The sequence below is a fragment of the Streptomyces bicolor genome (assembly GCF_000719285.1).
Taxonomy (GTDB): Bacteria; Actinomycetota; Actinomycetes; order Streptomycetales; family Streptomycetaceae; genus Streptomyces; species Streptomyces bicolor.
This window is the reverse complement of sequence record NZ_JOFS01000027.1, coordinates 59,344-82,481: the sequence shown is the minus strand read 5'-3', so window position 1 is coordinate 82,481 and position 23,138 is coordinate 59,344. Positions and strand designations below refer to the sequence as shown.

Annotated in this window: 21 protein-coding genes; 11 read left to right on the top strand and 10 right to left on the bottom strand. The window is 71.1% G+C overall.

What is annotated here, in order from left to right; all coding sequences use genetic code 11:
- Positions 1-316 precede the first annotated feature (316 nt).
- Entirely contained in the window at positions 317-595 is a 279-nt protein-coding gene (locus IF78_RS44000) for a hypothetical protein (RefSeq protein ID WP_234439910.1), read from the top strand.
- Positions 596-696: 101 nt separating this feature from the next.
- Here the strand turns inward: IF78_RS44000 and IF78_RS0130230 are convergent, their stop codons facing one another.
- From IF78_RS0130230 to IF78_RS0130220, 3 genes are all read right to left on the bottom strand, one after another.
- Complete coding sequence (locus IF78_RS0130230; protein WP_031486057.1) at positions 697-2,046, bottom strand: esterase-like activity of phytase family protein; 1,350 nt, start codon at positions 2,044-2,046, stop codon at positions 697-699.
- A gap of 345 nt (positions 2,047-2,391) precedes the next feature.
- Positions 2,392-3,675, bottom strand: coding sequence for an SWF or SNF family helicase (locus IF78_RS0130225; protein WP_031486056.1), 1,284 nt, complete (start codon positions 3,673-3,675; stop codon positions 2,392-2,394).
- The gene (locus IF78_RS0130220) at positions 3,672-6,524 is read right to left on the bottom strand and encodes a DEAD/DEAH box helicase (protein ID WP_031486055.1); all 2,853 of its coding nucleotides are present in this window, start codon (positions 6,522-6,524) and stop codon (positions 3,672-3,674) included. The genes IF78_RS0130225 and IF78_RS0130220 overlap by 4 nt, the downstream gene beginning before the upstream one ends.
- A gap of 293 nt (positions 6,525-6,817) precedes the next feature.
- Between IF78_RS0130220 and IF78_RS0130215 the strand changes: the two genes are divergently transcribed.
- Positions 6,818-7,000: a hypothetical protein gene (locus IF78_RS0130215; RefSeq protein WP_031486054.1), complete on the top strand. Its 183-nt coding sequence runs from the start codon at positions 6,818-6,820 to the stop codon at positions 6,998-7,000.
- A 3-nt stretch (positions 7,001-7,003) separates the two neighbouring features.
- Here the strand turns inward: IF78_RS0130215 and IF78_RS0130210 are convergent, their stop codons facing one another.
- From IF78_RS0130210 to IF78_RS0130200, 3 genes are all read right to left on the bottom strand, one after another.
- Positions 7,004-8,398 (bottom strand): tannase/feruloyl esterase family alpha/beta hydrolase, encoded by a 1,395-nt coding sequence (locus tag IF78_RS0130210; protein ID WP_031486053.1) that lies wholly within the window; start codon positions 8,396-8,398, stop codon positions 7,004-7,006.
- Positions 8,399-8,616: 218 nt separating this feature from the next.
- Positions 8,617-9,498 carry a hypothetical protein gene (locus IF78_RS0130205; protein ID WP_031486052.1) on the bottom strand — a complete coding sequence of 294 codons (882 nt, stop codon included), beginning with the start codon at positions 9,496-9,498 and terminating at the stop codon, positions 8,617-8,619.
- 135 nt (positions 9,499-9,633) lie between these two features.
- Entirely contained in the window at positions 9,634-9,936 is a 303-nt protein-coding gene (locus tag IF78_RS0130200; RefSeq protein WP_031486051.1) for a hypothetical protein, read from the bottom strand.
- A 100-nt stretch (positions 9,937-10,036) separates the two neighbouring features.
- Here IF78_RS0130200 and IF78_RS0130195 point away from each other — a divergent pair, with 100 nt between their 5' ends.
- The gene (locus IF78_RS0130195) at positions 10,037-10,933 is read left to right on the top strand and encodes an oxygenase MpaB family protein (protein ID WP_031486050.1); all 897 of its coding nucleotides are present in this window, start codon (positions 10,037-10,039) and stop codon (positions 10,931-10,933) included.
- 45 nt (positions 10,934-10,978) lie between these two features.
- On the opposite strand, the gene IF78_RS0130190 is transcribed toward IF78_RS0130195, so the two are convergent.
- Positions 10,979-11,578: a class I SAM-dependent methyltransferase gene (locus IF78_RS0130190; protein WP_037641617.1), complete on the bottom strand. Its 600-nt coding sequence runs from the start codon at positions 11,576-11,578 to the stop codon at positions 10,979-10,981.
- Between the two features lie 152 nt (positions 11,579-11,730).
- On the opposite strand from IF78_RS0130190, the gene IF78_RS0130185 reads away from it, so the two are divergent.
- The 5 genes from IF78_RS0130185 to IF78_RS0130165 all read left to right on the top strand — a co-directional run bounded on the left by IF78_RS0130185 (position 11,731) and on the right by IF78_RS0130165 (position 16,746).
- The gene (locus IF78_RS0130185; protein WP_031486048.1) at positions 11,731-12,504 is read left to right on the top strand and encodes an MHYT domain-containing protein; all 774 of its coding nucleotides are present in this window, start codon (positions 11,731-11,733) and stop codon (positions 12,502-12,504) included.
- A gap of 66 nt (positions 12,505-12,570) precedes the next feature.
- Positions 12,571-15,126 (top strand): sensor histidine kinase, encoded by a 2,556-nt coding sequence (locus IF78_RS0130180; RefSeq protein WP_031486047.1) that lies wholly within the window; start codon positions 12,571-12,573, stop codon positions 15,124-15,126.
- Positions 15,123-15,560 (top strand): roadblock/LC7 domain-containing protein, encoded by a 438-nt coding sequence (locus IF78_RS0130175; RefSeq protein ID WP_031486046.1) that lies wholly within the window; start codon positions 15,123-15,125, stop codon positions 15,558-15,560. Before IF78_RS0130180 ends, IF78_RS0130175 begins: the two co-directional genes overlap by 4 nt.
- Before the next feature lie 22 nt (positions 15,561-15,582).
- Entirely contained in the window at positions 15,583-15,996 is a 414-nt protein-coding gene (locus tag IF78_RS0130170) for a DUF742 domain-containing protein (RefSeq protein WP_031486045.1), read from the top strand.
- Between the two features lie 135 nt (positions 15,997-16,131).
- Positions 16,132-16,746: a GTP-binding protein gene (locus IF78_RS0130165; RefSeq protein WP_031486044.1), complete on the top strand. Its 615-nt coding sequence runs from the start codon at positions 16,132-16,134 to the stop codon at positions 16,744-16,746.
- Positions 16,747-16,785: 39 nt separating this feature from the next.
- On the opposite strand, the gene IF78_RS0130160 is transcribed toward IF78_RS0130165, so the two are convergent.
- A complete protein-coding gene (locus IF78_RS0130160; protein ID WP_031486043.1) occupies positions 16,786-17,214 on the bottom strand; it encodes a PPOX class F420-dependent oxidoreductase in 429 nt (142 codons plus the stop codon).
- 98 nt (positions 17,215-17,312) lie between these two features.
- Here IF78_RS0130160 and IF78_RS0130155 point away from each other — a divergent pair, with 98 nt between their 5' ends.
- Complete coding sequence (locus IF78_RS0130155; RefSeq protein WP_031486042.1) at positions 17,313-17,726, top strand: roadblock/LC7 domain-containing protein; 414 nt, start codon at positions 17,313-17,315, stop codon at positions 17,724-17,726.
- Between the two features lie 127 nt (positions 17,727-17,853).
- Entirely contained in the window at positions 17,854-18,765 is a 912-nt protein-coding gene (locus IF78_RS0130150) for a DUF6397 family protein (protein WP_031486041.1), read from the top strand.
- Here the strand turns inward: IF78_RS0130150 and IF78_RS0130145 are convergent.
- Entirely contained in the window at positions 18,752-19,621 is an 870-nt protein-coding gene (locus IF78_RS0130145; protein WP_031486040.1) for an acyl-CoA thioesterase, read from the bottom strand. The genes IF78_RS0130150 and IF78_RS0130145 overlap by 14 nt on opposite strands.
- A 19-nt stretch (positions 19,622-19,640) precedes the next feature.
- Positions 19,641-22,154: a DEAD/DEAH box helicase gene (locus IF78_RS0130140; protein WP_031486039.1), complete on the bottom strand. Its 2,514-nt coding sequence runs from the start codon at positions 22,152-22,154 to the stop codon at positions 19,641-19,643.
- A gap of 145 nt (positions 22,155-22,299) precedes the next feature.
- Here IF78_RS0130140 and IF78_RS0130135 point away from each other — a divergent pair, with 145 nt between their 5' ends.
- Entirely contained in the window at positions 22,300-23,094 is a 795-nt protein-coding gene (locus IF78_RS0130135) for a metal-dependent hydrolase (RefSeq protein ID WP_031486038.1), read from the top strand.
- Positions 23,095-23,138: the final 44 nt, after the last annotated feature.

Here is a 23,138-nt window from a genome sequence, read left to right as displayed (position 1 = left end):
CGGCCTTCGCGTGGGATGTTCCGGAATCATGTGATCCGTGGCATGAGCGCGTATCACCCATATGCAGGGGTCGCGTCCTGGCGGAGATGAGGCGACTCTTGACGGTATGGCCATGCCGCCCGTACCGCCACAGCCCCCCGGACCGCCGGGTGACACGCCGCCTCCGGGCGGTGGCTTCGGACCGCCTCCCACCGGGGGATACGGGCCGCCGGGAGGCTACGGTCCGCCTCCGGGTGACAGCGGCCCGCCCTCGTACGGCGATTGGCCGCCGCCGGATCCGTCCGACGGAGGCGGTGGACCAGGGCGGCGGAATCGGTTGCTCATCCTGCTCGTCGCCGTCGTGGCCGTCGGAGCTGTCGTCGCCGTGATCCTCATGGCCTCGGGCAGCGATGACTCGCCCGACGAGAATCCGTCCGACGGGACCAGCACGAGCGGCCCGCCCAGGCCGTCCTTCAGCATCCCGACCGAGCTCCCCAGCAGGCTGCCGAGCGAACTGCCGACGTCACTGCCATCGGGGTTCCCGACCGAGCTGCCCAGCGGCTTCCCGAGCGATCTCGAGTCGCTGATTCCGTCCCCGGCGGAAGAGCTGCCGTAGGCGAGGCTTGGCCGGGCATGGACGCACGGCACGCGCGCGCGTGCCGCTCCGCGTCGGGCACGCGCGTGTGCCGCGGTGGGGACACGTCTCGTGAACGGCTGTCAGATGCCGCTCGGTAGCCGCACATAGACCACCGACGTCTCCACTCCGCTGTCGACGAGCCGGCCCTGTGCGTCGAAGGCGCCCTCGCCGTCCGTCATCCCGAAGTCGTTGTCGTTGATGAGCGCGAGGATGTCGTGGTCCACGCGCGCGATGCCCTCGATCTTGCCGGGCACGCCGGCGAGAGTGCCAAGGTCGACGACCAGCTTCTTGGACAGCACGGGCACGCCCGAGGCCGCCGGGTCGTCGAGCTGCTCGAGCGACGGAGACGTCGTGTCGTCGTCCCAGGGACCGCCCAGGATGTTCGACGCGGGGTCCAGACGCACCAGCTGCAGCCGGGCGGCCTTGTCGGTGCGCTCCTCCACCAGCAACCGGTTTCCGTCCACGGCGACGACCGACGAGATCTTCAGCTCGGAGGTGTCGTCCTCGCTCGGGTCCACCAGGTTCACCGGGTCGAAGCGATACGCGTACTCCGCGGTGACCGCCTTCTTCTTCGGCGAGAAGCGCAGCAGCCGCGTGGTCCGCGATGCCTCCGCGGCGTCGGTGTCCGGAAGGGACAGCGGGCTCTGCACGGCCATCACCAGGTCACCACCCGGCAGTTGGGCCAGCCCCTCGAAGCCACGGTTGGTCTTCCGGTGCAGCAGGACGGACGGGAGCACCTCCACCACGGGGTAGTCGGTACCGGTCAGGCCGAGTCCCTTGGGCACGTAGCGCGTGAGGACCTTCCCGCGCGCGGAGACGTGCACCAGGGATGGACCGTACTCGTCGACGAGCCAGAAACTCCCGTCGGCGGCCCGCACGATGCCCTCGGTGTCGAGCCCGTTCGGGTTGTACGTCAGAGCAGTCCGCGCGTTGTAGGAGTACGGCGCCTCGTCACGCCCCTCCTGGTTCGACAGCCCGGTGACGGGCTTCCCGGACCTGGTCGTGATCGGGATCGCGTCCAGCACCCGCACGGTGTCTCCCGACACCCGGATCCTGACGATCACCGGATCGAAGCCCGGGACGGGGAACGTACGGCGCTTCGTGCCGTCCACCTTGATCTGGCCGTTGGGGCCGCGGTCGGTGACCGTCCAGAACTCGCCCTGGCGGCCCGTCGGGTAGATGTCGCTGCCTATGCCGCCGAGGTCCACGCCCCGGTCGTCGTTCACGGTGCCGGGCAGTAGCGCGTTGCTGAACGCGCCCAGCGGGATGTCGCCGAGCGTTGCCGTGCGCACGACGTGAGCCTTGCCGTCGGTGTTGTTTGCGCCGGCGGCGGGCCCGGCGGCGGCCACGAGCGTCGCGAGCACGACGAGGGGTACGCCCCCAGCGACGAAACGGTGGGCGCGGCGCCTGCCGGTGGCGTTCGGGGACATCGGGCCTCCTGGGGACCAAGTTCGCTGACAGCGGCCAGAGTTGGAGCCTGCGCGGAACGCCGTACGACTACTGGATGAACGTAGTGCGACGAGCGCTCGTCGAGCCGACTTCCGAGCGCCCTGGGCGAGCTGCCTCACACGGTCGGGTTCCACGTCCTGCCGACGGCGGTGAAGCCGTACGTCGACGCCGTAGCCGCGAACACGCCCGCAATGTCAGCTCGTTGAAAGGCGCGCGAACGACGTTCGTCTGTTCGCCCGGCAGCGCCTCGGGCGCACGCCGGCCAAGTTCGCACGGAGGTGGGTGTCGTCGTGGCCTCGACCGGTCCGGCAGCCCTCGCCGACCCTTTACAGCGCTGTGTCCTCGGACGCGACTTCCACCGAGGCCAGCGCTGTCGCCGGATCCTGCGCTGGGCCTCCTGCGGGTACCCAGTGGCCGCGTTCCTTGCGGTACGGCCACCAGCGTCCGTCGCGCCCCAGGCGGAGTTGGCGCGGCGCGCCGACGACCGTCCAGCGGTTGCCCTTCCCTCGCAGAGACGGCCGTTCGTCCTCGTCCCACGCCGACTCAAGCGCGGCACGCGCGCGTACGAGCGTTTCGCCCTCGACGGCCCACTCCTCGTCGAGCACCGACAACGCGGCGACGCCTCCCAAGCGCCAAGCGCGTACGGCCGTCGCAAGCCCCTCCCGACCGCGCCCAGACCCGTCGGCCAGACGCTCAGCCACGCCCTCGGACGGGGAACCGGCGGCGAGGCGCACCGCATCCTCGTCGAGCGTCAACTCCTCTTCTGCGGCACGCTGTTCCGGGCTTGCGCTCAGTGCTTCCGCGAGCAGGCGGTGTGCTTCGGCGGCTGTCCGGGCGGCCAGAAACTCCAGGGCAGCCGGATCGACGCCGGGCGCGGGAGGCGTCTCCGTGTCCAGGGACGGGGGCACACCCGGTGAGGCGGGCAGCTCGGGCAGGGCGGGCAGCGGCGGCAGGATGTCGCCGGTCGCGTACGCCTCCGTGGCATCGACGCCCTCCGGCTCGGGCGACGCGGACGATGCGGGAGGGCCGGCGGGCGCCGCGCTGCGGGCCTGGAGATCGTCCAGCAGGTCGCGTTCGGCCCGTCCGCGCAGCAGGAGCAGGACGAACGGATCCTGGTCCAGGAGCCGTGCCACCTGATAGCAGAGAGCCGCCGTGTGACCGCAGTGGTCCCAGGCATCGCAGCCGCACTCCGGCTCCAGATCACCCATGCCCGGCAGCAGTTCGATACCGGTCGCCGCCGCGTCCTCCACCAGATGCGGTGGCATCTCGCGGTCCAGCAGAGCCGCGACATGCCCGGCCCGCTCGACTGTCATGTCCAGGAAGCGGTCCCACTGCTCCGCGGACAGCTCCTCCAGCAGCACGTCGGCACGGTGCGCCGTACGGTCGCGGCCCTGCACGACGGCCGTGATCCGCCCCGGACGCACCGACAGGGCACCGACCGCTCCCGCGCGCGCGAGCCGGCGGCCGGCCTTGAGCTGCTCCGAGTCCAGTGCCGTCTCCTCCAACGCCTTCAGCCAGGCCTGGCCCCACCACGTCTGCGCGAACCCCTTCCCGCGCGTGGGAGGCAGCGCGGCGAACGTGCGCTCCAGGTCACTGTCGTGTCGAGTCATCCCGCGCCCCCTCGAAGTTCCACCAGATCGGCCAGCTCCGCGTCCGTCAGCTCGGTCAGCGCCGCCTCGCCTGCGCCGAGTACCGCGTCGGCCAGCTCCCGCTTGCGGCTCAGCATGTCGGCGATACGGTCCTCGATGGTCCCCTCGGCGATCAGCCGGTGCACCTGCACGGGCCGAGTCTGGCCGATGCGGTAGGCACGGTCCGTGGCCTGCGCCTCGACGGCGGGATTCCACCAGCGGTCGTAGTGGACGACATGTTCGGCGCGGGTGAGGTTCAGGCCCGTTCCCGCCGCCTTCAACGACAGCAGGAATACGGGCACTTCACCGTCCTGGAAACGCCGCACCATGGCCTCACGCTCGTTCACAGGCGTTCCGCCGTGCAGGAACTGCGAGGGCGTCCCGCGAGCCGCCAGATGTTGCTCGATGAGACGTCCCATGTGCACGTACTGCGTGAAGACCAACACGCTCGCCCCCTCGGAGAGGATGGTGTCGAGCAGTTCGTCCAGCAACTCCAGCTTCCCCGAGCGCCCGACGATCCGTGGCCGCTCCTCCTTGAGGAACTGCGCCGGGTGGTTGCAGATCTGCTTCAAGCCCGTCAGGAGCTTCACGATCAGGCCGCGTCGCGCCATGCTCTCGGCGCCCGAGATCTCGGCGAGCGTCTCGCGGACCACCGCCTCGTACAGGCCCGCCTGTTCCGTGGTGAGGGACACGGCCCGATCGGTCTCCGTCTTGGGCGGCAGTTCCGGCGCGATCCCCGGATCAGACTTGCGCCGGCGCAACAGGAACGGGCGCACGAGCCGGGCGAGGCGCTCGGCGGCCGCCGGGTCCTGGCCACCTTCGACGGCCTGTGCGTAGCGGGTACGGAAGGTGCCCAGCCGGCCCAGCAGGCCGGGGGTCGTCCAGTCGAGGATCGCCCACAGCTCCGACAGGTTGTTCTCGACGGGGGTGCCGGTGAGCGCCACGCGCGCGCGTGCACCGATGGAGCGCAACTCCCGCGCGGTCGCCGAGTACGGGTTCTTGACGTGCTGGGCCTCGTCCGCCACGACCATGCCCCACGGCACCTCGGCGAGCCGGCGCGCGTCCATGCGCATCGTGCCGTACGTGGTGAGCACGAACTCCCCGTCCGCCACGGCGTCCAGGTCACGCCGCGACCCGTGGAAGCGACGCACGCGCGCGCCCGGCGCGAACTTCTCGATCTCCCGCTGCCAGTTGCCCATCAGGGAAGTCGGGCACACGACCAGCGTCGGACCGGCGGACGAGGCGTCCACCTGCCGGTGCAGATGCAGCGCGATCAGAGTGATCGTCTTGCCGAGGCCCATGTCGTCAGCCAGACAGCAGCCCAGGCCCAGGGAGGTCATCCGGGCCAGCCAGCTCAGGCCCCGCCGCTGGTAGTCCCGCAGCGTGGCCGCGAGTGCGGCGGGCTGACCGACCGGCTCCTGACCCTCGGGATCCGCGAGCCGCTCGCGCAGCGCCGCAAGCCACCCGGTGGGCCGTACCTCGACTTGGCGGCCGTCGACCTCGGTGGAGCCCGTGAGCGCGGCGCCGAGCGCGTCGATGGGCCTCACCTTGTGGTCCTGCTGTGCGCGGGCGCGTCGCACCTCCTGGGGGTCGACGAGGACCCACTGGTCGCGCAGCCGCACCACCGGGCGGTTCGACTCGGCGAGACGGTCCAGTTCCTCGCGCGTGAGCCGCTGGTCGCCCAGCGCGAACCACCAGTTGAAGGCGAGCAGAGCGTCGGCGGACAGGAACGACGGGGTGTCCGAGGAGACCCGGCCGGGCGAGGACTCGTCGTCCGGCGGGCCGATCACCGCTCGTGCGGTCAGTTTGCGGGTCAGCTCCCTGGGCCAGTGCACCTCGACGCCGGCTCCGGCGAGGGCCCGAGCGCCCTCATCCAGGAGGTCGGTCACCTCCTCGTCGGCTAGTTCCACGGAGTCCGGCACGGCCGCCGAGAGCAACGGCGTGAGAGGAGTCCACGCGCGCGCAGCCCGGCGAAGCGCCAGCAGGGCGTCCATACGCGCGCGTGGGCCGAAGGCGCCGGACCCCGCCCACACGTCGCCGGCATCCGCGACCAGCGTCGGATCGCTCACGCTGTGCACCTGAAGCACCGCACGGAACGACAGCGCCGCATCATCGTCCGTCGCCGCGGCGAGACCCGGGACCTCGAGCCGCAGGGAGAGCCGTACGCCCGCGTCGTGGCCGGCGGCGACATCGGCGGCCCACGCGCGCTGGTCGGGCAGCCGCTGCGGCTCCCGCGCCGCATAGGCGGGCCCGCCCGTCACCAGCGCCGCGGCGGGGGAGCGGGGCAGTGCGTCCGCCACCGCGTCCAGGAAGGCCCGCAGCAGCCGCTCCGGGTCCGGCAGCCGCAGCGGCTCGACGTCGTCCAGCGGCACGGCGTGCGCCTCGGGTGGCATCGCGGCGGCAAGGGCGAGGACGCGTTCGACGTCCTCCGGCCGCAGGGGCCCGGCGCGCCAGGCGTCATGATCCGTCGCCGAGAGGCCGGGCAACAGCAGACCGCGTGCCACGAGCTGCAGGGCCAGCACGGTGGCGGCGCCCCAGAAAGTGGGCGCTCGGTGAGCCTGCGCGTCGGTACGCGCACGCGTGAGCACGGGCAGCGCGGCGTGCACCGGCAGCACGACGGCCGGCACGCTCACCAGCTCGGCACCGTCCTCGCCGGGCAGCGCGACGGCCAGGTCCTCGACGCATCCGGGCCCGGCGAACGGAGCGGCGTCGCCATCGGCTCGCCAGAAGGCGAACCGGCCGGTGCGGGCAGGATCGCCGGGTATGAAGACGGCACAGCAGGATGCCAGTTCGGAGAACTCGGACGGTGTTGCCTCGGAAAGCCTCGGCACAGCTTTGCGACACTCCTCAAGTTTGACTACTCGCGAATGAGTGGCCGAGGATACAACACATCGACGGCGGACCTGGGATCTCCATGCCGTGACTTGGGTCACTCATCGGCCGGTACGGGTATCCCCCCAGTGCGGAGTCCCGTGCGTCGGCCGCACCTCGTCCGTCACCGGAGCTCCGCGACCAGTAGGGGCCGCACCTCAGGGTCGTCTCAGGGTCGCGGTCCGGAACCGCCGGAAGCGCGGACCCGTTTTCAGGACAGAGAGCGGCAGTGGCCGCGAAGGAGGCGACGCACATGTCGAAGAACGCGAAGATCGCCGCGGGAGGTGTGGCGGCGGGCATCATCCTGCTGATCTGGCTGCCCTGGTGGGCCGCGCTCCTGATAGTCCTGGGAGTCCCGGCCGCCGCGTACCTCACGCTCGACCCCTCACAGCGGCGCAGGCTGCGCCGCGCCACGCGCAAGGAACTCGGTCGCTGACCCTCACCCGGCGGCCGGTGCGACCGGAGTGGCCAGCGTGCAGGAGTTGAGCACATCGCCGTTCGCGGGCCTGCCGACGGTACGGTCCGCGGGCGGTCGAATGCCTCGCTCCACCCAGGACACCAGCGCGTCCAACGCCGACCGGTAGCAGGGCAGGATCGGCCGGAGTCGCTCCGGATAGGTGTCGTACAGCCCGTCGACATGGGTGCCACCCGCGATCGTGAAATAGCGGTGCAGGGCTCCCCGTCCCCTCGCGTCGACCATGCGCGCGTACATGTCCGAGTCGACGGCCTTCGGCAGCAGCACGTCCAGATCACCGTGCAGCGTGATCAGCGGTCTGCCGATGCGGCCGGTCAGAGCTACGCGGGCCACCGCGCGACGGACGGACGCCGGACGCGACGTGTAGTCGTAGGTGGCATCGGACGCGCACGGCGCCAGGATCTGCTCCGGCGTGCTCCCGGCGGACGAGCCGGGGCAGCCGGTGTCGTATGCCGGATCGAACTCGGCGCGGTAGATCTTCTGCGTCACTCCCCAGTAGGCCCGCTCGTGGTACGGCCACAGGAATTCGGAGCCACGCGCGAAACCGGCCGCGTACAGATCCTCGTCCCGCGCGCTGCCGAGCATGCGCGCCACTGCCGTGGGCAAGGAGGTGAGCAGGGTGGGGCGGTCCGCGGTCCACAGGGCGCCCTCCCAGTCCACGCCGCCGTCGTACAACTCGGGATGGTTCTCCAGCTGCCAGCGGGTGAGATAGCCGCCGTTGGAGATACCGGTCATGTACGTGCGGCGAGGAAGGTGCCCGTAGCGCTGGGCCACCGCCTTGCGGGCGGCACGGGTGAGCTCGGTGGTCCGTGCGTTCCACTCGGCGACCGCGTCCCCGGGGCGCTTGCCGTCGCGGTAGAAGTCTGCGCCGTTGTTGCCCTTGTCGGTGGCGGCGTAGGCGTAGCCCCGCGCCAGCACGTGGTCGGAGATCGCCGGGTCCGTCGCGTACTGCCTGCGGGTGCCAGGAGCGCCGGTGACGACCAGTCCGCCGTTCCAGTGGTCCGGGAGCCGGATCACGAACTGTGCGTCGTGGCGCCAGCCGTGCGTGGCGTTGGAACGGGAGGAGTCGGGGAAGTAACCGTCGATCTGGATCCCGGGGACCCCGGCCGGTGTCCGAGTGCCCCGAGCCGTCAGTCCGGCCTGGTCGGCCATGTCGGTATAGGGCGTTCCGGCGAGTCCCGCCGTGGTCAGATCCGCGAGGCAGGCGCTCTGCTGGAAGGCCGCGCCCGGTACGCGTACGCGTTCCTGCCGGGCGCAGTGGTGCTCGCCAACTGGAGTGGCCGCCACGGGAGTCGGCCGGCTGAGGGCGCCGGCCAGCAACGCGGCGACGATGAACGGGATACCTCGGGACAGGCGCATGACGGCCTCCTGGAAGGCGGGTGACGGAGCACAGCAGAGAGCGGAGCCGCGAAGGCTGCCTCATGGTGCGGGTCTGATTCCGTGCCTTCCATGGGTTGGGGCCACATGGCAGGTCGCCGTCGGATGGGGCTTCGATACAGGGATGGGGGGGGCAAGGGGCTCCGCACAGGGGGCCGCCGCGGCCTCCGGCCCCGTTGCCTGTCGCCCGGCCCTACGCCTCAGCTGGGCCGTACGGCCATCTTGTCGAGCGCCTCCAGCAGCCCGGGCAGCTCCGGTCCGCGGCCCACCGGCAGGACCTCACCGGGTTCGTCGTCGAGGAGCACGAAGGCGATGTCGTCGGTCCTGGCGACGAGCGACCAGCCGGGGCCGTCCGCGCGCAGGGTCCGCGCGTCGCCCGGGGCGAACGACGACCGGACGCGGCCGAGGGGCGGCGGGGAGTCCACGTAGGCGCGTGCCTCGGCGAGAACCCGCCGGATGCCGCTGTGGCCCCCCTGACCGTCGGCCTGCTCCGCCTCTTCGCCCCGGCCCTCGTCCGAGCCGTCGCTCTCGGCCTCGGCCTCGACCGTGGCGGCGTCGGACCCGCCGCTCGGCGTCGCGAAGGCGGCGTCATCGACCTGATCCCGCCACGTAGTCCACTGCAGGGCGATCTCGTCGGCGCCCAGGCGCCGCTGAGCGGGGCCCCAGACGCTCGTGTCCGGCGGCGCCAGCAGCGGACAGTCCGCGATCTCAGGGTCGGGATCGTGCGGCGCGGGAACATCGGGGGCGGCGACGGCGAGCGCCAGGGGCCATCCGGGCAGAGCGGCCACGACCGTGCGCTCGTCCGGCGACAGGTCGTACTCCATGCCGCAGTCCCAGGACGCGATGGCGACGGCGACCAGGGAGACGTCGTCGATGACTACCGTCCAACGGGCGCCCTCCCCGTCCTGGCCGAGTACCAGGCCGTATCCGTCGGCGCGCGGCGCGAGACCGAGCGCCGCGCAGGCCTCGGGAAAGTCGTCGCCCAGCACGCTCGGGAACTGCGCCGGCGTCAGCAGCACCGCCGTCAGCACGTAGAGCGCGTCGTCCGCGGCGGCGACGGCCTCCTCGTCCGTCCCGGCCATCCCAGCCTCCCCATCGGTTCGCCCATCGGCGCGCACCCTAGTGCGCCCGGAAGCCGCTTGTCACGACTCCCAGACACATCCGGAGCTGCAGTTTTCCGGCCGGACGGGGCGAATCGACCACGAATGACCGTGGTGTCATGCCGCCGGGAGCCCCAGGAGGGATCGGGCGACCGTCTGCGGCGACTCGTCACGCTCCCGGGCGAGCGCGATGACGGCCCGGCACGCCAGCTCGCTCACCCCGAACGAGAGCGCCTCCGGAGACACCCAGCCCGCGGCCTCGTCGATCTGATCCTGGTCGTCCTCCGCGCAGGCGGACACATACACGGCGGCGGCCTCGAACAGGTTGTGCGTGCGCCTGTCCTTGTCCCTGCCGGTGTCCGCCTCCGCGCGCCGAGAGCGGAAAAATCTCGCACACGACTTGCGCACCCTGCCCCACATAGCTACCGCCTTCCCCCTGTGTGGGTAACCTGACTGATCGTTCCATGTTCCCCCAATCAACGTAGAGTTGGAGTCTCGGCTGCAGAAGGGGGACAGCGCGGTGAAGCGCTTCGAGCGGCTCGAACAGATCCGGCGGATGGACCCGTTCCGCGAGGCCTCGGAGATCTACCGGCTCTCTGCGGCGTACGAGTTCCCCTGGGACTTCACCCGGGCACTCGAGCTGGCCCTCTACCGCACGTACGCGGTCCCCACCATCGGCCGGCTGCTCGCCGAGACGGCCGAGCTCACGGACCGGTCACAGAAACGCTACGACGACACCTCGCTGCTCCTCGACGCCGTCGTCGAGCACGGCTTCGCCAGCGAGCAGGGGCGTACGGCGATCCGGCGCATCAACCAGATGCACCGCAGCTACGACATCAGCAACGACGACATGCGATATGTGCTGTGCACGTTCGTCGTCATGCCCAAGCGATGGATCGACGCCTACGGCTGGCGCAGGCTGTCGCGCCACGAGATCGTGGCCTCCGCCGTCCACTACCGCACACTGGGCAGGCACATGGGCATCCAGGACGCACCAGAGTCCTACGAGGAGTTCGAGGACTGCCTCGACGGCTACGAGGAGGCCCACTTCGGCTGGGACCCGGCCGCCCGGCGGGTCTCGGACGCGACCATCGATCTGATGGCCTCCTGGTACCCGCGCCCCCTCGCACCCCTTCTGCGCACCTCGACACTCGCCCTGCTCGACGAGTCGCTGCTGAGGGCGTTCCGCTACCCGCCACCGAGCGCGACCACCCGCGCCCTCGTTCGGCGTGCGGTACGCGCGCGTGGGCGTGTGGTGCGTCTGTTGCCGCCGCGTCGCGCACCGCACCACGCGCGCCAGAACCGGGAGATCAAGGGCTACCCGAACGGCTACCGGCTCGAGGAACTCGGCACCAGCCCCGTTCCCGGCGTCCGGGGCTGCCCCGTGCGGCACACCGGCCGTTCGGCCGCCGAGTGAGGCGATCCCTCGCACAGCCGGCAGAACTACGTCAGGACTGAGACGTCAGAACTCCCGTACGGCCAGCGCCAGGAACCGGTCGTCCTCGTCGACGTACGAGGTCATGCGCCACCCGGAACCGGCCAGCAACGGTCGGAGACTGGGCTCGGCCCGCAGGTCGTCCGGTGTGATCTGCCGGCCCTGGCGTGCCGCGAGCGCCGCCCTGCCGATCGGGTGGAACAGCGCGAGCGTGCCGCCGGACCGCACCACGCGCGCCAACTCCCGCAGGTTCGTCGCCGGTTCGGGCAGGTGCGCGATGAGGCCGGCCGCGAACACGGCGTCGAGCGACTGCGACCGCAACGGCAGCGCGGCCACGTCGGCGAGCAGCAACTGCCCGTCCCGGTCCCGTCCGGCCCGTACGGCGGCCTCCAGCATCGCCGGGGTCAGATCGGCCCCGAGGACCACTCCCGAGGGCCCCACAGCGGCACGCAGCGGCGGCAGGGCGCGTCCCGTGCCGCAGCCCGCGTCCAGCACGCGATCCCCCTCCCGCAGTCCGAGGTCGGCGACCGCGGCCGCGTAGGCGGGCCCGTCGTCGGGGAACCGGCTGTCCCAGTCGGCGGCGCGGGCTGTGAAGAACTCCTGCACATGCGTGTGGTCGTCGCTCATGTTCCGCATGATCCCTCACCGGGACGGATGACGCCGCTGTGCACACGTTCGAGCGTGACGCGATCGTTCCGGTGCATCGGTGCGTCATATTCCAACAGCTTTCGAAATGCGCCCCCTTCGTGCGCCCGTGCCCCGGCTAGCGTCCCGGAGGCATGGGACACCTGGACCACGCCGCCCTCGGCTGGCTTACCCCCGTGCTGTCGTACGTGATGGCGTGCATAGGCGCCGCGCTGGGATTGCGCTGCACCGTGCGCGCGCTCGGCGCCACCGGCCGGTCGCGTCGCAACTGGCTGATCACCGCCGCCTCGGCGATCGGAACCGGCATCTGGACCATGCACTTCGTGGCCATGCTGGGTTTCAGCGTCAGCGGCACCGACATCCGCTACGACGTGCCGCTCACCATAGTGAGCCTCCTCGTCGCCATGGCCGTCGTCTGCGCCGGCGTCTTCGCCGTCGGCTACGGCCGTGACCGCACGCGCGCGCTCTTCCTCGGTGGGCTCACCACCGGGCTCGGCGTCGCGAGCATGCACTACCTGGGCATGGCCGCCGTTCGGCTCCACGGCGACGTCGGCTACGACCCCGTCGTCGTCGGACTCTCCGTCCTGATCGCCGTCGTCGCAGCGACGGCGGCCCTGTGGGCCGCGCTCAACATCAAGTCGCCTGTCGCCGTCACCATCGCCTCACTGATCATGGGCGCCGCGGTCAGCAGCATGCACTACACCGGGATGTTCGCGGTCAGTGTCGATGTCACGCCCTCCGGCGCAGTCCTGCCCGGGGCCACGGCGATGCAGTTCATCTTCCCCCTCGCCGTCGGCCTCGGGTCCTACCTCTTCCTGACCTCGGCCTTCGTCGCACTGTCGCCCACGACAGGAGAGCGCGAGGCGTCGGCGTCGGCCCAGCGGCCGGTCGAGGGCGCCGTCGGCTGAAGGCGGGTCCCGACCGGCGACGGCCCGGGAAGACACGCCACCGATCCCCTTCCGAGCGAGGAGGCCATGCGTACACCCCGTAGGACCACCGCGACCGGCGGCGAGACGCCGTCACCGCCCCCTGTGCGCGGCCGCCGCGCCCATGCCGGACCTCCGGCCGACGAAGGTCCCGAAGAGCCCACAGGCGTGGCGCCGGACGTCCCGCCCACGCGCGCGGAGCGCTGGCGCATCCGGCCGCGCACCGTCCGCGCCAAGATCGTCTGCCTCCTCATGGTGCCGGTCGTCTCGCTGCTGGCCCTGTGGGCCTACGCCACCGTCACCACCGCACAGGACGTCTCCCGACTGCGTCAGTTGCAGCGCGTCGACTCCGAGATCAGGGCACCCGTCGCCGACGCCGTGGCCGCCCTCCAGGCCGAACGCGCGGCCGCGGTCCGGTATGCGGGCGACCCCTCCGCCGGACAGAGCGGCGACTACGAGAAGCTCGCCAAGGACACGGACCGGGCGGTGGCACGGCTGCGGCTGGACGACCGCAGCACCGTCGCCGACGGCGAGGAACTCCCCGCCGGGGTAGCCCGGCGACTCGAGGAGTTCGTCACCGGCGCCGAGCAGCTGAGCACGGTACGCAGTGCCGTCCTCGACCGCCGCTCGGGCTGGGACGAGGCGCACGGGCGCTACACCAGGACCATCGCGAGCGCGTTCTCGGTCGGCGGTGCGCTCAGTGGCATCCAGGACGCCGAGCTCGGCTCCGACGCGCGCGTGCTGCTCGAATTCGCCCGCGCGGGCGAGGCGTTGGCCCAGGAGGACGTCGTGCTGGACAGCGCGCGCCTGGCGGGGCGCCTCGACGGAGAGCGGCTGCGGCTGTTCACCGGCGCCGTCGACACCCGCCGTACCCTCACCGAGTCCGCCGTCGCCGACCTGCGGGGCCCGGAACGCGCGGCCTGGCAGCGCCTCGCCGGCGGCAGCGCCTACGCCGCCGTGGCCGCCGTCGAGGACAAGGTCCTCGCCACCGCACCGGGCGTACGTGCGATCGACGCGGTGCCGGAAGCCGCCTGGAGCAAGGCACACACACGCGTGCAGGGCGGCATGCGGACGATCGAGCAGGACGCCGGGCGCGGTGTCGCGGAGCGCGCCGACCCCTTCACCCGTGGGCTGCTCACGCCTGCCGGCGCCGCCGTGCTGCTCGGCCTCGCCGCCGTCGCCGCCTCTCTCGTGATCTCCGTACGCATCGGTCGAGGCCTCGTCGTCGAGCTGGTCAGCCTGCGCAACAGCGCCCTGGAGATCGCCCGGCACAAACTCCCCGAAGCCATGCGGAAGCTGCGGGCGGGCGAGGAGATCGACGTCCGGGCCGAGGCGCCGCCCGGACCGCCCGCCGAGGACGAGGCCGGTCAGGTCGGCGAGGCCCTGGGCACCGTCCACCGCGCCGCCCTCCGGGCCGCCGTGGAGCGCGCCGAGCTCGCCAGCGGCATCTCCGGTGTCTTCGTCAACCTCGCCCGCCGCAGCCAGGTCCTCGTGCACCGCCAACTGAGCCTGCTGGACAGCATGGAGCGGCGTTCCGACGACCCGGACGAACTGAGCGACCTCTTCCGGCTCGACCACCTCACCACCCGCATGCGACGCCACGCGGAGAGCCTGATCATCCTCTCGGGAGCGGCGCCCGGCCGGGCCTGGCGCATGCCGGTCTCCCTGACCAACGTGGTCCGCGCGGCCGTCTCCGAAGTCGAGGACTACGCGCGCGTGGAGCTACGGCAGCTGCCCGAGACGTCCGTCGTCGGCGCGGCCGTCGCCGACCTCACCCACCTCCTGGCCGAACTCGTCGAGAACGCCGCCCAGTTCTCGCCTCCCCACACGCGCGTGCGCATCACCGGCGAGCCCGTGGGCAACGGCTACGCCGTCGAGGTCGAGGACCGGGGTCTCGGCATGGGCAAGGAGACCCTCGCCGAGGCCAACCGGCGCATCGAGCAGTCCGAGGCGCTCGACCTGTTCGACAGCGACCGGCTCGGACTCTTCGTGGTGAGCAGGCTCGCGTCCCGGCACGGCATCAAGGTGCACCTGCGCACCTCGCCCTACGGCGGCACCACCGCGGTCGTCCTGCTGCCCACCGCCCTGCTGCACAACGCCACGGCGGAACGTTCCCTCGGCAACCGGACGGAGTCCGGGCGCCCCGCTGAACGCGAGTACACGCGCGTGCCCGACGCCGACCGGCACCGGGAATCCGTCCGCATGGCCGCGGACCGGCACCAGGACTCCGTCCACGCGGCCGCCGGCCGGCCGGCGCTGGTGGCCCCCGTGCCGCCCGCCTCCGGCACCACGACCGACACCCCACCCCCCGGAGTCACCACCTTGCGTCTGCACCGCCCCCCGGACGACTCCGAAGCCTCCGACGATCTCCCGCGCCGTGTACGGCAGGCGAGCCTCGCCCCCCAACTGCGCGAAGGGCGCCCGGAGGAACCACCGGTGACGGCCGCCTCCCGCGACGACGACCGGCGCACCCCCGAACTCGTCAGGGACCGCATGGCTGCCTACCGCGACGGCTGGGCGCGCGGCGGGGGCAGGCAGCCCGGCCGCGGTGCCACTCCCGAATCCACAGCGCGCAGCGACAGCAGCGAAGGAGACCCCGCATGATCCAGGATCCGAGCATGAGGGCCGACCACCGGTCCGGCGAACTCGACTGGCTGCTGGACGACCTGGTGCTGCGGGTGGGCGAGGTGCGGCACGCCGTGGTGCTGTCCAACGACGGGCTCGCCGTGGGCGCGTCCACCGACCTGCGCCGCGAGGACGCCGAGCACCTGGCCGCGGTCGCCTCCGGCTTCCACAGCCTGGCCAAGGGCGCGGGCCGCCACTTCGGCGCCGGTGGTGTGCGCCAGACCATGGTGGAGATGGACGACGCCTTCCTGTTCGTGGCGGCCGCCGGCGACGGGTCCTGTCTCGCCGTCCTCACCGCTGTGACCGCCGACATCGGGCTGGTGGCGTACGAGATGGCACGGCTGGTCAAACGCGTCGGCGAGCACCTGTACACGCCCCCGCGCGCCGGAGCGCGGCCACCCGCCGCGGGATGAGCCGGAAGGACGGTCCGCGCACATGACGGAGGACACGACGGGCGCTCCGCGCGAGCGGGGCAGTCAGTGGTACGACAGCGAGGCCGGGCCCCTCGTCCGCCCGTACGCCATGACGGGCGGACGCACCCAACCCGGCCCCACCGGCGTCCGTTTCGACCTGATCGCCCTGGTCACGCTCGACGCAGCCGCGCCCGGAACCGGCGACGACACCGCGCTCGGGCCGGAACACCGTTCCCTCATCGAGCTGTGCCGTTCGGAGACGCAGTCGGTCGCGGAACTCGCCGCGGGCGCCGACCTGCCCGTGGGCGTCGTCAGGGTGCTTCTCGGCGACCTCCTGGAGCTGGGCTGTGTCACCGTCAGCCGTCCGGTACCGCCCGCGCAGCTTCCGGACGAGCGCATTCTGCGCGAGGTCATCGAAGGATTGCGGGCGTTGTAGATGACACTTCAAGGAAAGATACGGTCGCCTCGGGCAAAAAGCGGTCCAACCCCACGAAAGCCAGGGGCAGTTGTCATGATGCTGACTTCGCACCGTGACGTCGACCGATGCCGGCACTCCAGAGAGAAGTGATCGATGGTCTCCGAGCACTCCGACGCATCAGACGCCTCTGACGGCGGGACGGCCGCCCTGGCGTTGAAGATTCTTGTCGCCGGTGGATTCGGCGTGGGCAAGACCACTCTGGTGGGCGCGGTCAGCGAGATCCGGCCGCTGCGCACCGAGGAACTGCTCAGCGAAGCCGGGCAGCTGGTGGACGACACCGACGGTGTGGACCAGAAGGTCACCACGACTGTCGCCATGGACTTCGGGCGCATCACCATCCGGTCCGGCCTGTCCCTCTACCTATTCGGCACTCCCGGTCAGGACCGCTTCTGGTTCCTTTGGGACGAGCTGTCGCAGGGAGCGCTGGGCGCGGTGGTCCTCGCGGACACCCGGCGCCTGGAGGACTGCTTCCCCGCGGTGGACTACTTCGAGCACCGGCACATCCCGTTCGTCGTGGCCGTCAACTGCTTCGCGGGCGCCCGCACGTACGGCGCCCACGATGTCTCGCGCGCGCTCGACCTGGACGGGGGAACGCCCGTGGTCCTCTGCGACGCCAGGGACCGCGACTCGGGAAAGGAGGTGCTGATCCGGCTCGTCGAGTACGCCGGGCGGATGCACACCGCCCGGCTGCTCGACTCGGTGGGCTGACTGGTTCTCAGCCGCCGTCGACCGGGGTCCGGGCCACGCTCACTCCGCGACGCCCTTCTCCGCCAGCACCTTCTCGATCTTGACGCGGACGACGAGTTCACCCGGGACGCCGTTGCGGGCCCCGAACTCCTCCGCGCGCTCCTCACCCATGTAGCGCGCCCCGATACGGCCGGCCCAGCGCCGCACCTCGTCGAGATCCTCCGAGATCCGGGCACGGCCTTGCAGCACCACGAAGTCGAACGGCGGCCGATCGTCGTCCACGCACAGCGCCACACGGCCGTCACGGGCCAGATTGCGCCCCTTCACGGTCGACTTGCCGGTGTTGAACACCACCTCGTCCCCATCCAGCACGAACCAGATCGGCGCCACATGCGGGCTCCCGTCGGCTCGTACGGTCGACAGCTTGCCGGTGCGCGTGCCGTGCGAGACGAACGCGCGCCATTCCTCATCGGACATCTTCTGCGCCATGCCCCCATCCTCCTTGCCCGTGGGCCGGATTGTCGGCAAGGGTGGCGAAGGAGATTCCTCCGGTGCAGGGGGAGACATCTACACGGGGAGACCGGATCATGGCGCAGAACCAGGGACTTGGCTGGCTCCTGGACGACCTGACGGAGCGCGTCGATCATGTGCGACACGCGTTGGTGCTGTCCAACGACGGCCTGGTGACCGGTGCGAGCACAGGACTGCGACGCGAGGACGCCGAGCACCTCGCCGCCGTCTCGTCGGGACTGCACAGCCTGGCCAAGGGCTCGGGACGGCACTTCGGCGCGGGCAGAGTGCGCCAGACGATGGTCGAGTTCGACGACGCCGTGCTGTTCGTCACCGCGGCGGGTACCGGCGCCTGTCTGTGCGTGCTCAGCGGCGCGGAAGCCGACATCGGCCAGATCGCCTACGAGATGACGCTGCTCGTCAACCGGGTCGGCGAGCACCTCGACGTGGACGCCCGACAACCCGAACGGGCACCGAGCGCAGACCTCTGACCTGCTGATTCGTCGCCCCCCGCGGAGTTATCCACAGGCTCGCCACGAGATCTTGCCGGTTGGCTACGGTTCTTGTCACGGCGAGCGCACAGAGCGTGAGCCACTGACTCCACGGGGGAGACCGACCATGTCCGGCGACACCATCACGAAGCCGTCCCACCCGTCCTGCACGCCGAGCCGCGCGGCCCGGGAACTGGCACTGAAGCGAGGCGATCTCGACCTCGCCGTCCACCTCGGCCTCATCCGGACCGTGCCGGACGAAGGAGGCGGGGGCCGGCGAGTCCCGCGCTCCGAGATCGACAGGGTGCGCTCGGCGGCCGGATTCCCCGACTCATTGCTGGAGCGCGTGAAGGCCGTGGGGACGACCGAGGGCGCGGCTCTCATGGACGTGTCCGTGGGCAGGTTCACGCGTCTCGCACGTCTGGGCCTGGTCGTGCCGGCGAAGTGGTACCTGAACCGCTATCGAGCCGTGGTCTGGCTGTATCTGGCCGATGAGTTGAAGCAGTTCGCCGCCGACGAGAAGAACGCCTCACTGCTCAAGGCCCGCCGTACGCCCGAGGGCCTGCGCGGAATGCTGGACGCGGGAGTGGACCTGCGTCCCCGCAACTGGCGGGGACGCCATCGGGGCTTCCTGCTACGGCAGGCCGACGACCCATGGGAGAGGGCGGGCGCACTGGCCGCCTTCCTCGACCCCGTCCAGATCGCGGAAATCGTCCCCTACCCCTATGAGCGCTCCCATCTGAACCGCTTCCGTCCAGGGCCGCCGGCATCCGGGGCACCGGGTTCGCCCGCCGCACACATCGCCCAGAGGCTGATGACGGCGGACGACCCGGACGAGATCAGCCTGCTGCGGGCCGACCTGATGGCACTCCTGAAGGAAGCGCGTGAGATGCGACCCGCGCCGCGTCCCACACCGAGCCGGGCCCCGGTGCCGGCGCATCCGGAGCCCGCAGGGTCGCCCCGGCCCGCGGAGCCGGAGCCGCCACGCGGCCTGCTGAGCTGGCTGCGGCGCAGAACGCCCCGGGCTACAGCGCCCTGAACAGACCCTCCTGGACGACGGACACCAGCAGGCGTCCCTCCAGGTCGTAGATCCGCCCACGGGCGAGGCCCCGGCCACCGGTGGCGATCGGCGACTCCTGGTCGTACAGGAACCACTCGTCCGCGCGGAACGGCCGGTGGAACCACATGGCGTGGTCCAGCGACGCGATGTCGAAGCTCCTCGGGCCCCACAGCGGCTCGACCGGGATCCGGACCGCGTCCAGGAGGGTCATGTCACTGGCGTAGGTCAGCGCGCAGGTGTGCACGACCGGGTCGTCGCCCAGCGGACCGACCGCGCGCATCCACACCGCGCTGCGCGGCTCGGCGTCCTTGACGTCCTCGGCACTCCAGCGCAGCCGGTCCACATAACGGATGTCGAACGGCTGACGGCGTGCCATCCGCTCCAACTGCTCGGGCAGCGCGCCCAGATGCTCCCGGATCTCGTCGGTGACCGTCGGCAGCGACTCCGGTTCCGGGACCTTGCGGGCCGGCGGCAGCTGGTGCTCGAAGCTCCCTTGCTCAGGCTTGTGAAAGGAGGCGGTGAGATTGAAGATCGTGCGGCCCTGCTGCACGGCGGTGACCCGGCGGGTCGTGAACGACCTGCCGTCCCGCACCCGTTCGACCTGGTACACGATCGGCACGCCCGGCCTGCCCGGACGAAGGAAGTACGCGTGCAACGAGTGCACGGGGCGGTCGCCGTCCGTGGTGCGCGCGGCGGCGACCAGCGCCTGGCCGGCCACCTGGCCGCCGAAGACCCGTTGCAGGGACTCCTGCGGGCTGCGGCCCCGGAAGATGTTGACCTCGATCTGCTCCAGGTCGAGCAGGTCGACGAGCCTGTCGGCCGGGTTCGTCGTCATGGGTGGGATTCTCCTGTGCTCACAGCTGGCCTACGTCGGTGACGCGGACCACGGCGCGCCCCTCCGCGTCGGAGGCGGCGAGGTCGACCTCCGCGCTGATGCCCCAGTCATGGTCGCCGTTCGGGTCGTCGAAGATCTGGCGGACCCGCCACAGGCGGTTCGCCGGTTCCTCCTCGATCACCAGGAGCTTGGGGCCACGGGCGTTCGGTCCGGTGCCGAGGTCGTCGTACTCGTCCCAGTACTTGTCCATGGCCTCGCCCCAGGCGTCGGCGTCCCAGCCGGACTCGGCGTCCATCTCGCCCAGTTCCTCGACCTGGTCGAGCGCGGCGAGCTCGACGCGGCGGAACATGGCGTTGCGGACGAGGACGCGGAAGGCACGCGCGTTGGTGGTGACCGGCTTGACCTCGTCGGCCTTCTCCTGGGCCTCCTCGGCGGTCATCTCCTCCGGGTTGGCGAGCTGCTCCCACTCGTCGAGCAGGCTGGAGTCGACCTGGCGCACCATCTCGCCGAGCCACTCGATCAGATCCTGGAGATCCTCGGACTTGAGGTCGTCGGGGATGTTGTGGTCGAGCGCCTTGTAAGCACTGGCGAGGTAGCGCAGCACGATGCCCTCGGTGCGGGCCAGCTCGTAGAAGGACACCAACTCCGTGAAGGACATCGCCCGTTCGTACATGTCCCGGATGACGGACTTCGGCGACAGCGGGTGGTCGCCGACCCAGGGGTGGCTCTTGCGGTACGTGTTGTACGCGTGGAAGAGGAGCTCCTCCAGCGGCTTCGGGTAGGTGATGTCCTGGAGGCGCTCCATGCGCTCCTCGTACTCGACGCCGTCCGCCTTCATCGCGGCGACGGCCTCGCCCTTGGCCTTGTTCTGCTGGGCGACGAGGATCTGCCGCGGGTCGTCCAGGGTGGACTCGACGACGGACACCATGTCCAGGGCGTAGGACGGCGAGTCCGGGTCCAGCAGCTCGAACGCGGCCAGGGCGAAGGTGGACAGCGGCTGGTTCAGCGCGAAGTCCTGCTGGAGATCGACCGTGAGACGGACGATGCGGCCGGTGGGGTCCGGTTCGTCGAGCTTCTCGACGATGCCGCCGTCCAGCAGCGAGCGGTAGATGGCGATCGCGCGCCGGATGTGCCGCAGCTGCTGCTTGCGCGGCTCGTGGTTGTCCTCCAGGAGGTGGCGCATCGCCTCGAAGGCGTTGCCGGGACGGGCGATCACCGAGAGCAGCATGGTGTGGGTGACCCGGAAGCGGGAGGTCAGGGGCTCCGGTTCGGAGGCGATGAGCTTCTCGAAGGTGTTCTCCGTCCAGCCGACGAAGCCCTCCGGCGCCTTCTTGCGGACGACCTTGCGGCGCTTCTTCGGGTCGTCGCCGGCCTTGGCGAGCGCCTTCTCGTTCTCGATGACATGCTCGGGCCCCTGAGCGACGACGAATCCCGCCGTGTCGAAGCCCGCCCGCCCGGCCCGGCCGGCGATCTGGTGGAACTCCCGGTTGCGCAGGGTGCGGACACGGTTGCCGTCGTACTTGGTCAGCGCCGTGAACAGCACTGTGCGGATGGGGACGTTGACGCCCACCCCGAGCGTGTCCGTGCCGCAGATGACCTTCAGCAGCCCCGCCTGCGCGAGCTTCTCCACCAGACGCCGGTACTTGGGCAGCATGCCGGCGTGATGGACGCCGATGCCGTGCCGCACGTAACGGGAGAGGTTGCGGCCGAACTTGGTGGTGAAGCGGAAGTTGCCGATCAGCTCGGCGATCTGGTCCTTCTCCTCGCGCGAGCACATGTTGATGCTCATCAGCGCCTGCGCCCGCTCCACGGCCTGTGCCTGCGTGAAGTGCACGATGTAGACCGGCGCCTGCTTGGTCTCGAGGAGCTCCGTCAGCGTCTCGGTGAGCGGAGTGAGCTTGTACTCGTAGGAGAGCGGCACGGGGCGGGTCGCCGAGCGGACCACCGCCGTCGGGCGGCCGGTGCGCCTGGTGAGGTCCTTCTCGAACATCGAGACGTCGCCGAGCGTGGCCGACATCAGGATGAACTGCGCCTGGGGAAGCTCAAGGATCGGGATCTGCCAGGCCCAGCCGCGGTCCCCCTCCGCGTAGAAGTGGAACTCGTCCATGACGACCTGGCCGACGTCCGCCTGCTTGCCGTCGCGCAACGCGATCGACGCGAGCACCTCGGCGGTGCAGCAGATGACAGGGGCATCGGCGTTCACGGACGCGTCGCCGGTCAGCATGCCGACGTTCTCGGTGCCGAAGATCTTGCAGAGCTCGAAGAACTTCTCCGAGACGAGTGCCTTGATCGGAGCGGTGTAGAAGGTGACCTCGTCCCGGGCCAGCGCGGCGAAGTGGGCGCCCGCGGCGATCATGCTCTTGCCGGAGCCGGTGGGCGTCGACACGATCACGTTCGCGCCGGAGACCACCTCGATCAGCGCCTCCTCCTGGTGGGGGTAGAGAGTCAGGCCGCGCTCCTCGGCCCACGACTCGAAGGCTTCGTAGAGGGCGTCGGGGTCGGCGGTCGGCGGCAGCTGATCGATGAGGGTCACCCACCCATCTTGCCTGCCCTCCTGCTCCATAGGGGAATCGGCTGCGGGGTCGAAGATCGCGAACGCTACTCTGTGTCGCCGACGACAAGTCAGCGATCCCGGTCAACTGGACAGCGGCACACGAGGAATGGGGCGGGCAACGGCGATGATGGGACCAGCACACTCACTGTCGGGGGCCGCGGCCTGGCTCGGCGTCGGAGCGGCCGCCGCCGCGGCGGGACACGGGATGCCCTGGCCCGTCCTGCTGGCCGGCGCGCTGATCTGCGCCGGTGCGGCCCTCGCCCCGGACCTCGATCACAAGGCCGCCACCATCTCGCGGGCCTTCGGGCCGCTGTCGCGCTGGCTGTGCGAGATCGTCGACAAGCTGTCGTACGCCGTCTACAAGGCGACCAAGAAGCAGGGCGACTCGCGTCGCTCCGGTGGGCATCGCACGCTCACGCACACCTGGCTGTGGGCGGTCCTGATCGGCGGGGGCGCCTCGGTCCTGGCGATCACCGGCGGGCGCTGGGCGGTGCTGGCGATCCTGTTCGCGCACATGGTGCTGGCCATCGAGGGCCTGCTGTGGCGCGCGACCCGCGGCTCCAGCGCCGATGTCCTGGTCTGGCTGCTGGCCGCGACCAGCTCGTGGATCCTCGCCGGGGTCCTGGACAAGCCGGGCAACGGCTCGGACTGGTTGTTCACGGCGCCCGGCCAGGAGTACCTGTGGCTGGGGCTGCCGATCGTGCTGGGCGCGCTGGTGCACGACATCGGGGACGCCCTGACGGTCTCCGGCTGCCCGATCCTTTGGCCGATCCCGGTCGGCCGCAAGCGGTGGTACCCGGTGGGCCCGCCGAAGGCCATGCGGTTCCGGGCGGGCAGCTGGGTCGAGCTCAAGGTGCTGATGCCGGCGTTCATGGTGCTCGGCGGGGTGGGCTGCGCGGCGGCGCTGAACGTCATCTGAGGGGGAGGGGCCCTCGGCGTCCCGACCGAGGGCAACCGCTCGGC

Coding starts and splice junctions, on each gene's coding strand:
- IF78_RS0130230 (WP_031486057.1), bottom strand. CDS start 2,046: ATGTCCCCGAACGCCACCGGCAGGCGCCGCGCCCACCGTTTCGTCGCT.
- IF78_RS0130225 (WP_031486056.1), bottom strand. CDS start 3,675: ATGACTCGACACGACAGTGACCTGGAGCGCACGTTCGCCGCGCTGCCT.
- IF78_RS0130215 (WP_031486054.1), top strand. CDS start 6,818: ATGTCGAAGAACGCGAAGATCGCCGCGGGAGGTGTGGCGGCGGGCATC.
- IF78_RS0130210 (WP_031486053.1), bottom strand. CDS start 8,398: ATGCGCCTGTCCCGAGGTATCCCGTTCATCGTCGCCGCGTTGCTGGCC.
- IF78_RS0130205 (WP_031486052.1), bottom strand. CDS start 9,498: ATGGCCGGGACGGACGAGGAGGCCGTCGCCGCCGCGGACGACGCGCTC.
- IF78_RS0130200 (WP_031486051.1), bottom strand. CDS start 9,936: ATGTGGGGCAGGGTGCGCAAGTCGTGTGCGAGATTTTTCCGCTCTCGG.
- IF78_RS0130190 (WP_037641617.1), bottom strand. CDS start 11,578: ATGAGCGACGACCACACGCATGTGCAGGAGTTCTTCACAGCCCGCGCC.
- IF78_RS0130185 (WP_031486048.1), top strand. CDS start 11,731: ATGGGACACCTGGACCACGCCGCCCTCGGCTGGCTTACCCCCGTGCTG.
- IF78_RS0130180 (WP_031486047.1), top strand. CDS start 12,571: ATGCGTACACCCCGTAGGACCACCGCGACCGGCGGCGAGACGCCGTCA.
- IF78_RS0130175 (WP_031486046.1), top strand. CDS start 15,123: ATGATCCAGGATCCGAGCATGAGGGCCGACCACCGGTCCGGCGAACTC.
- IF78_RS0130170 (WP_031486045.1), top strand. CDS start 15,583: ATGACGGAGGACACGACGGGCGCTCCGCGCGAGCGGGGCAGTCAGTGG.
- IF78_RS0130165 (WP_031486044.1), top strand. CDS start 16,132: ATGGTCTCCGAGCACTCCGACGCATCAGACGCCTCTGACGGCGGGACG.
- IF78_RS0130160 (WP_031486043.1), bottom strand. CDS start 17,214: ATGGCGCAGAAGATGTCCGATGAGGAATGGCGCGCGTTCGTCTCGCAC.
- IF78_RS0130155 (WP_031486042.1), top strand. CDS start 17,313: ATGGCGCAGAACCAGGGACTTGGCTGGCTCCTGGACGACCTGACGGAG.
- IF78_RS0130150 (WP_031486041.1), top strand. CDS start 17,854: ATGTCCGGCGACACCATCACGAAGCCGTCCCACCCGTCCTGCACGCCG.
- IF78_RS0130145 (WP_031486040.1), bottom strand. CDS start 19,621: ATGACGACGAACCCGGCCGACAGGCTCGTCGACCTGCTCGACCTGGAG.
- IF78_RS0130135 (WP_031486038.1), top strand. CDS start 22,300: ATGATGGGACCAGCACACTCACTGTCGGGGGCCGCGGCCTGGCTCGGC.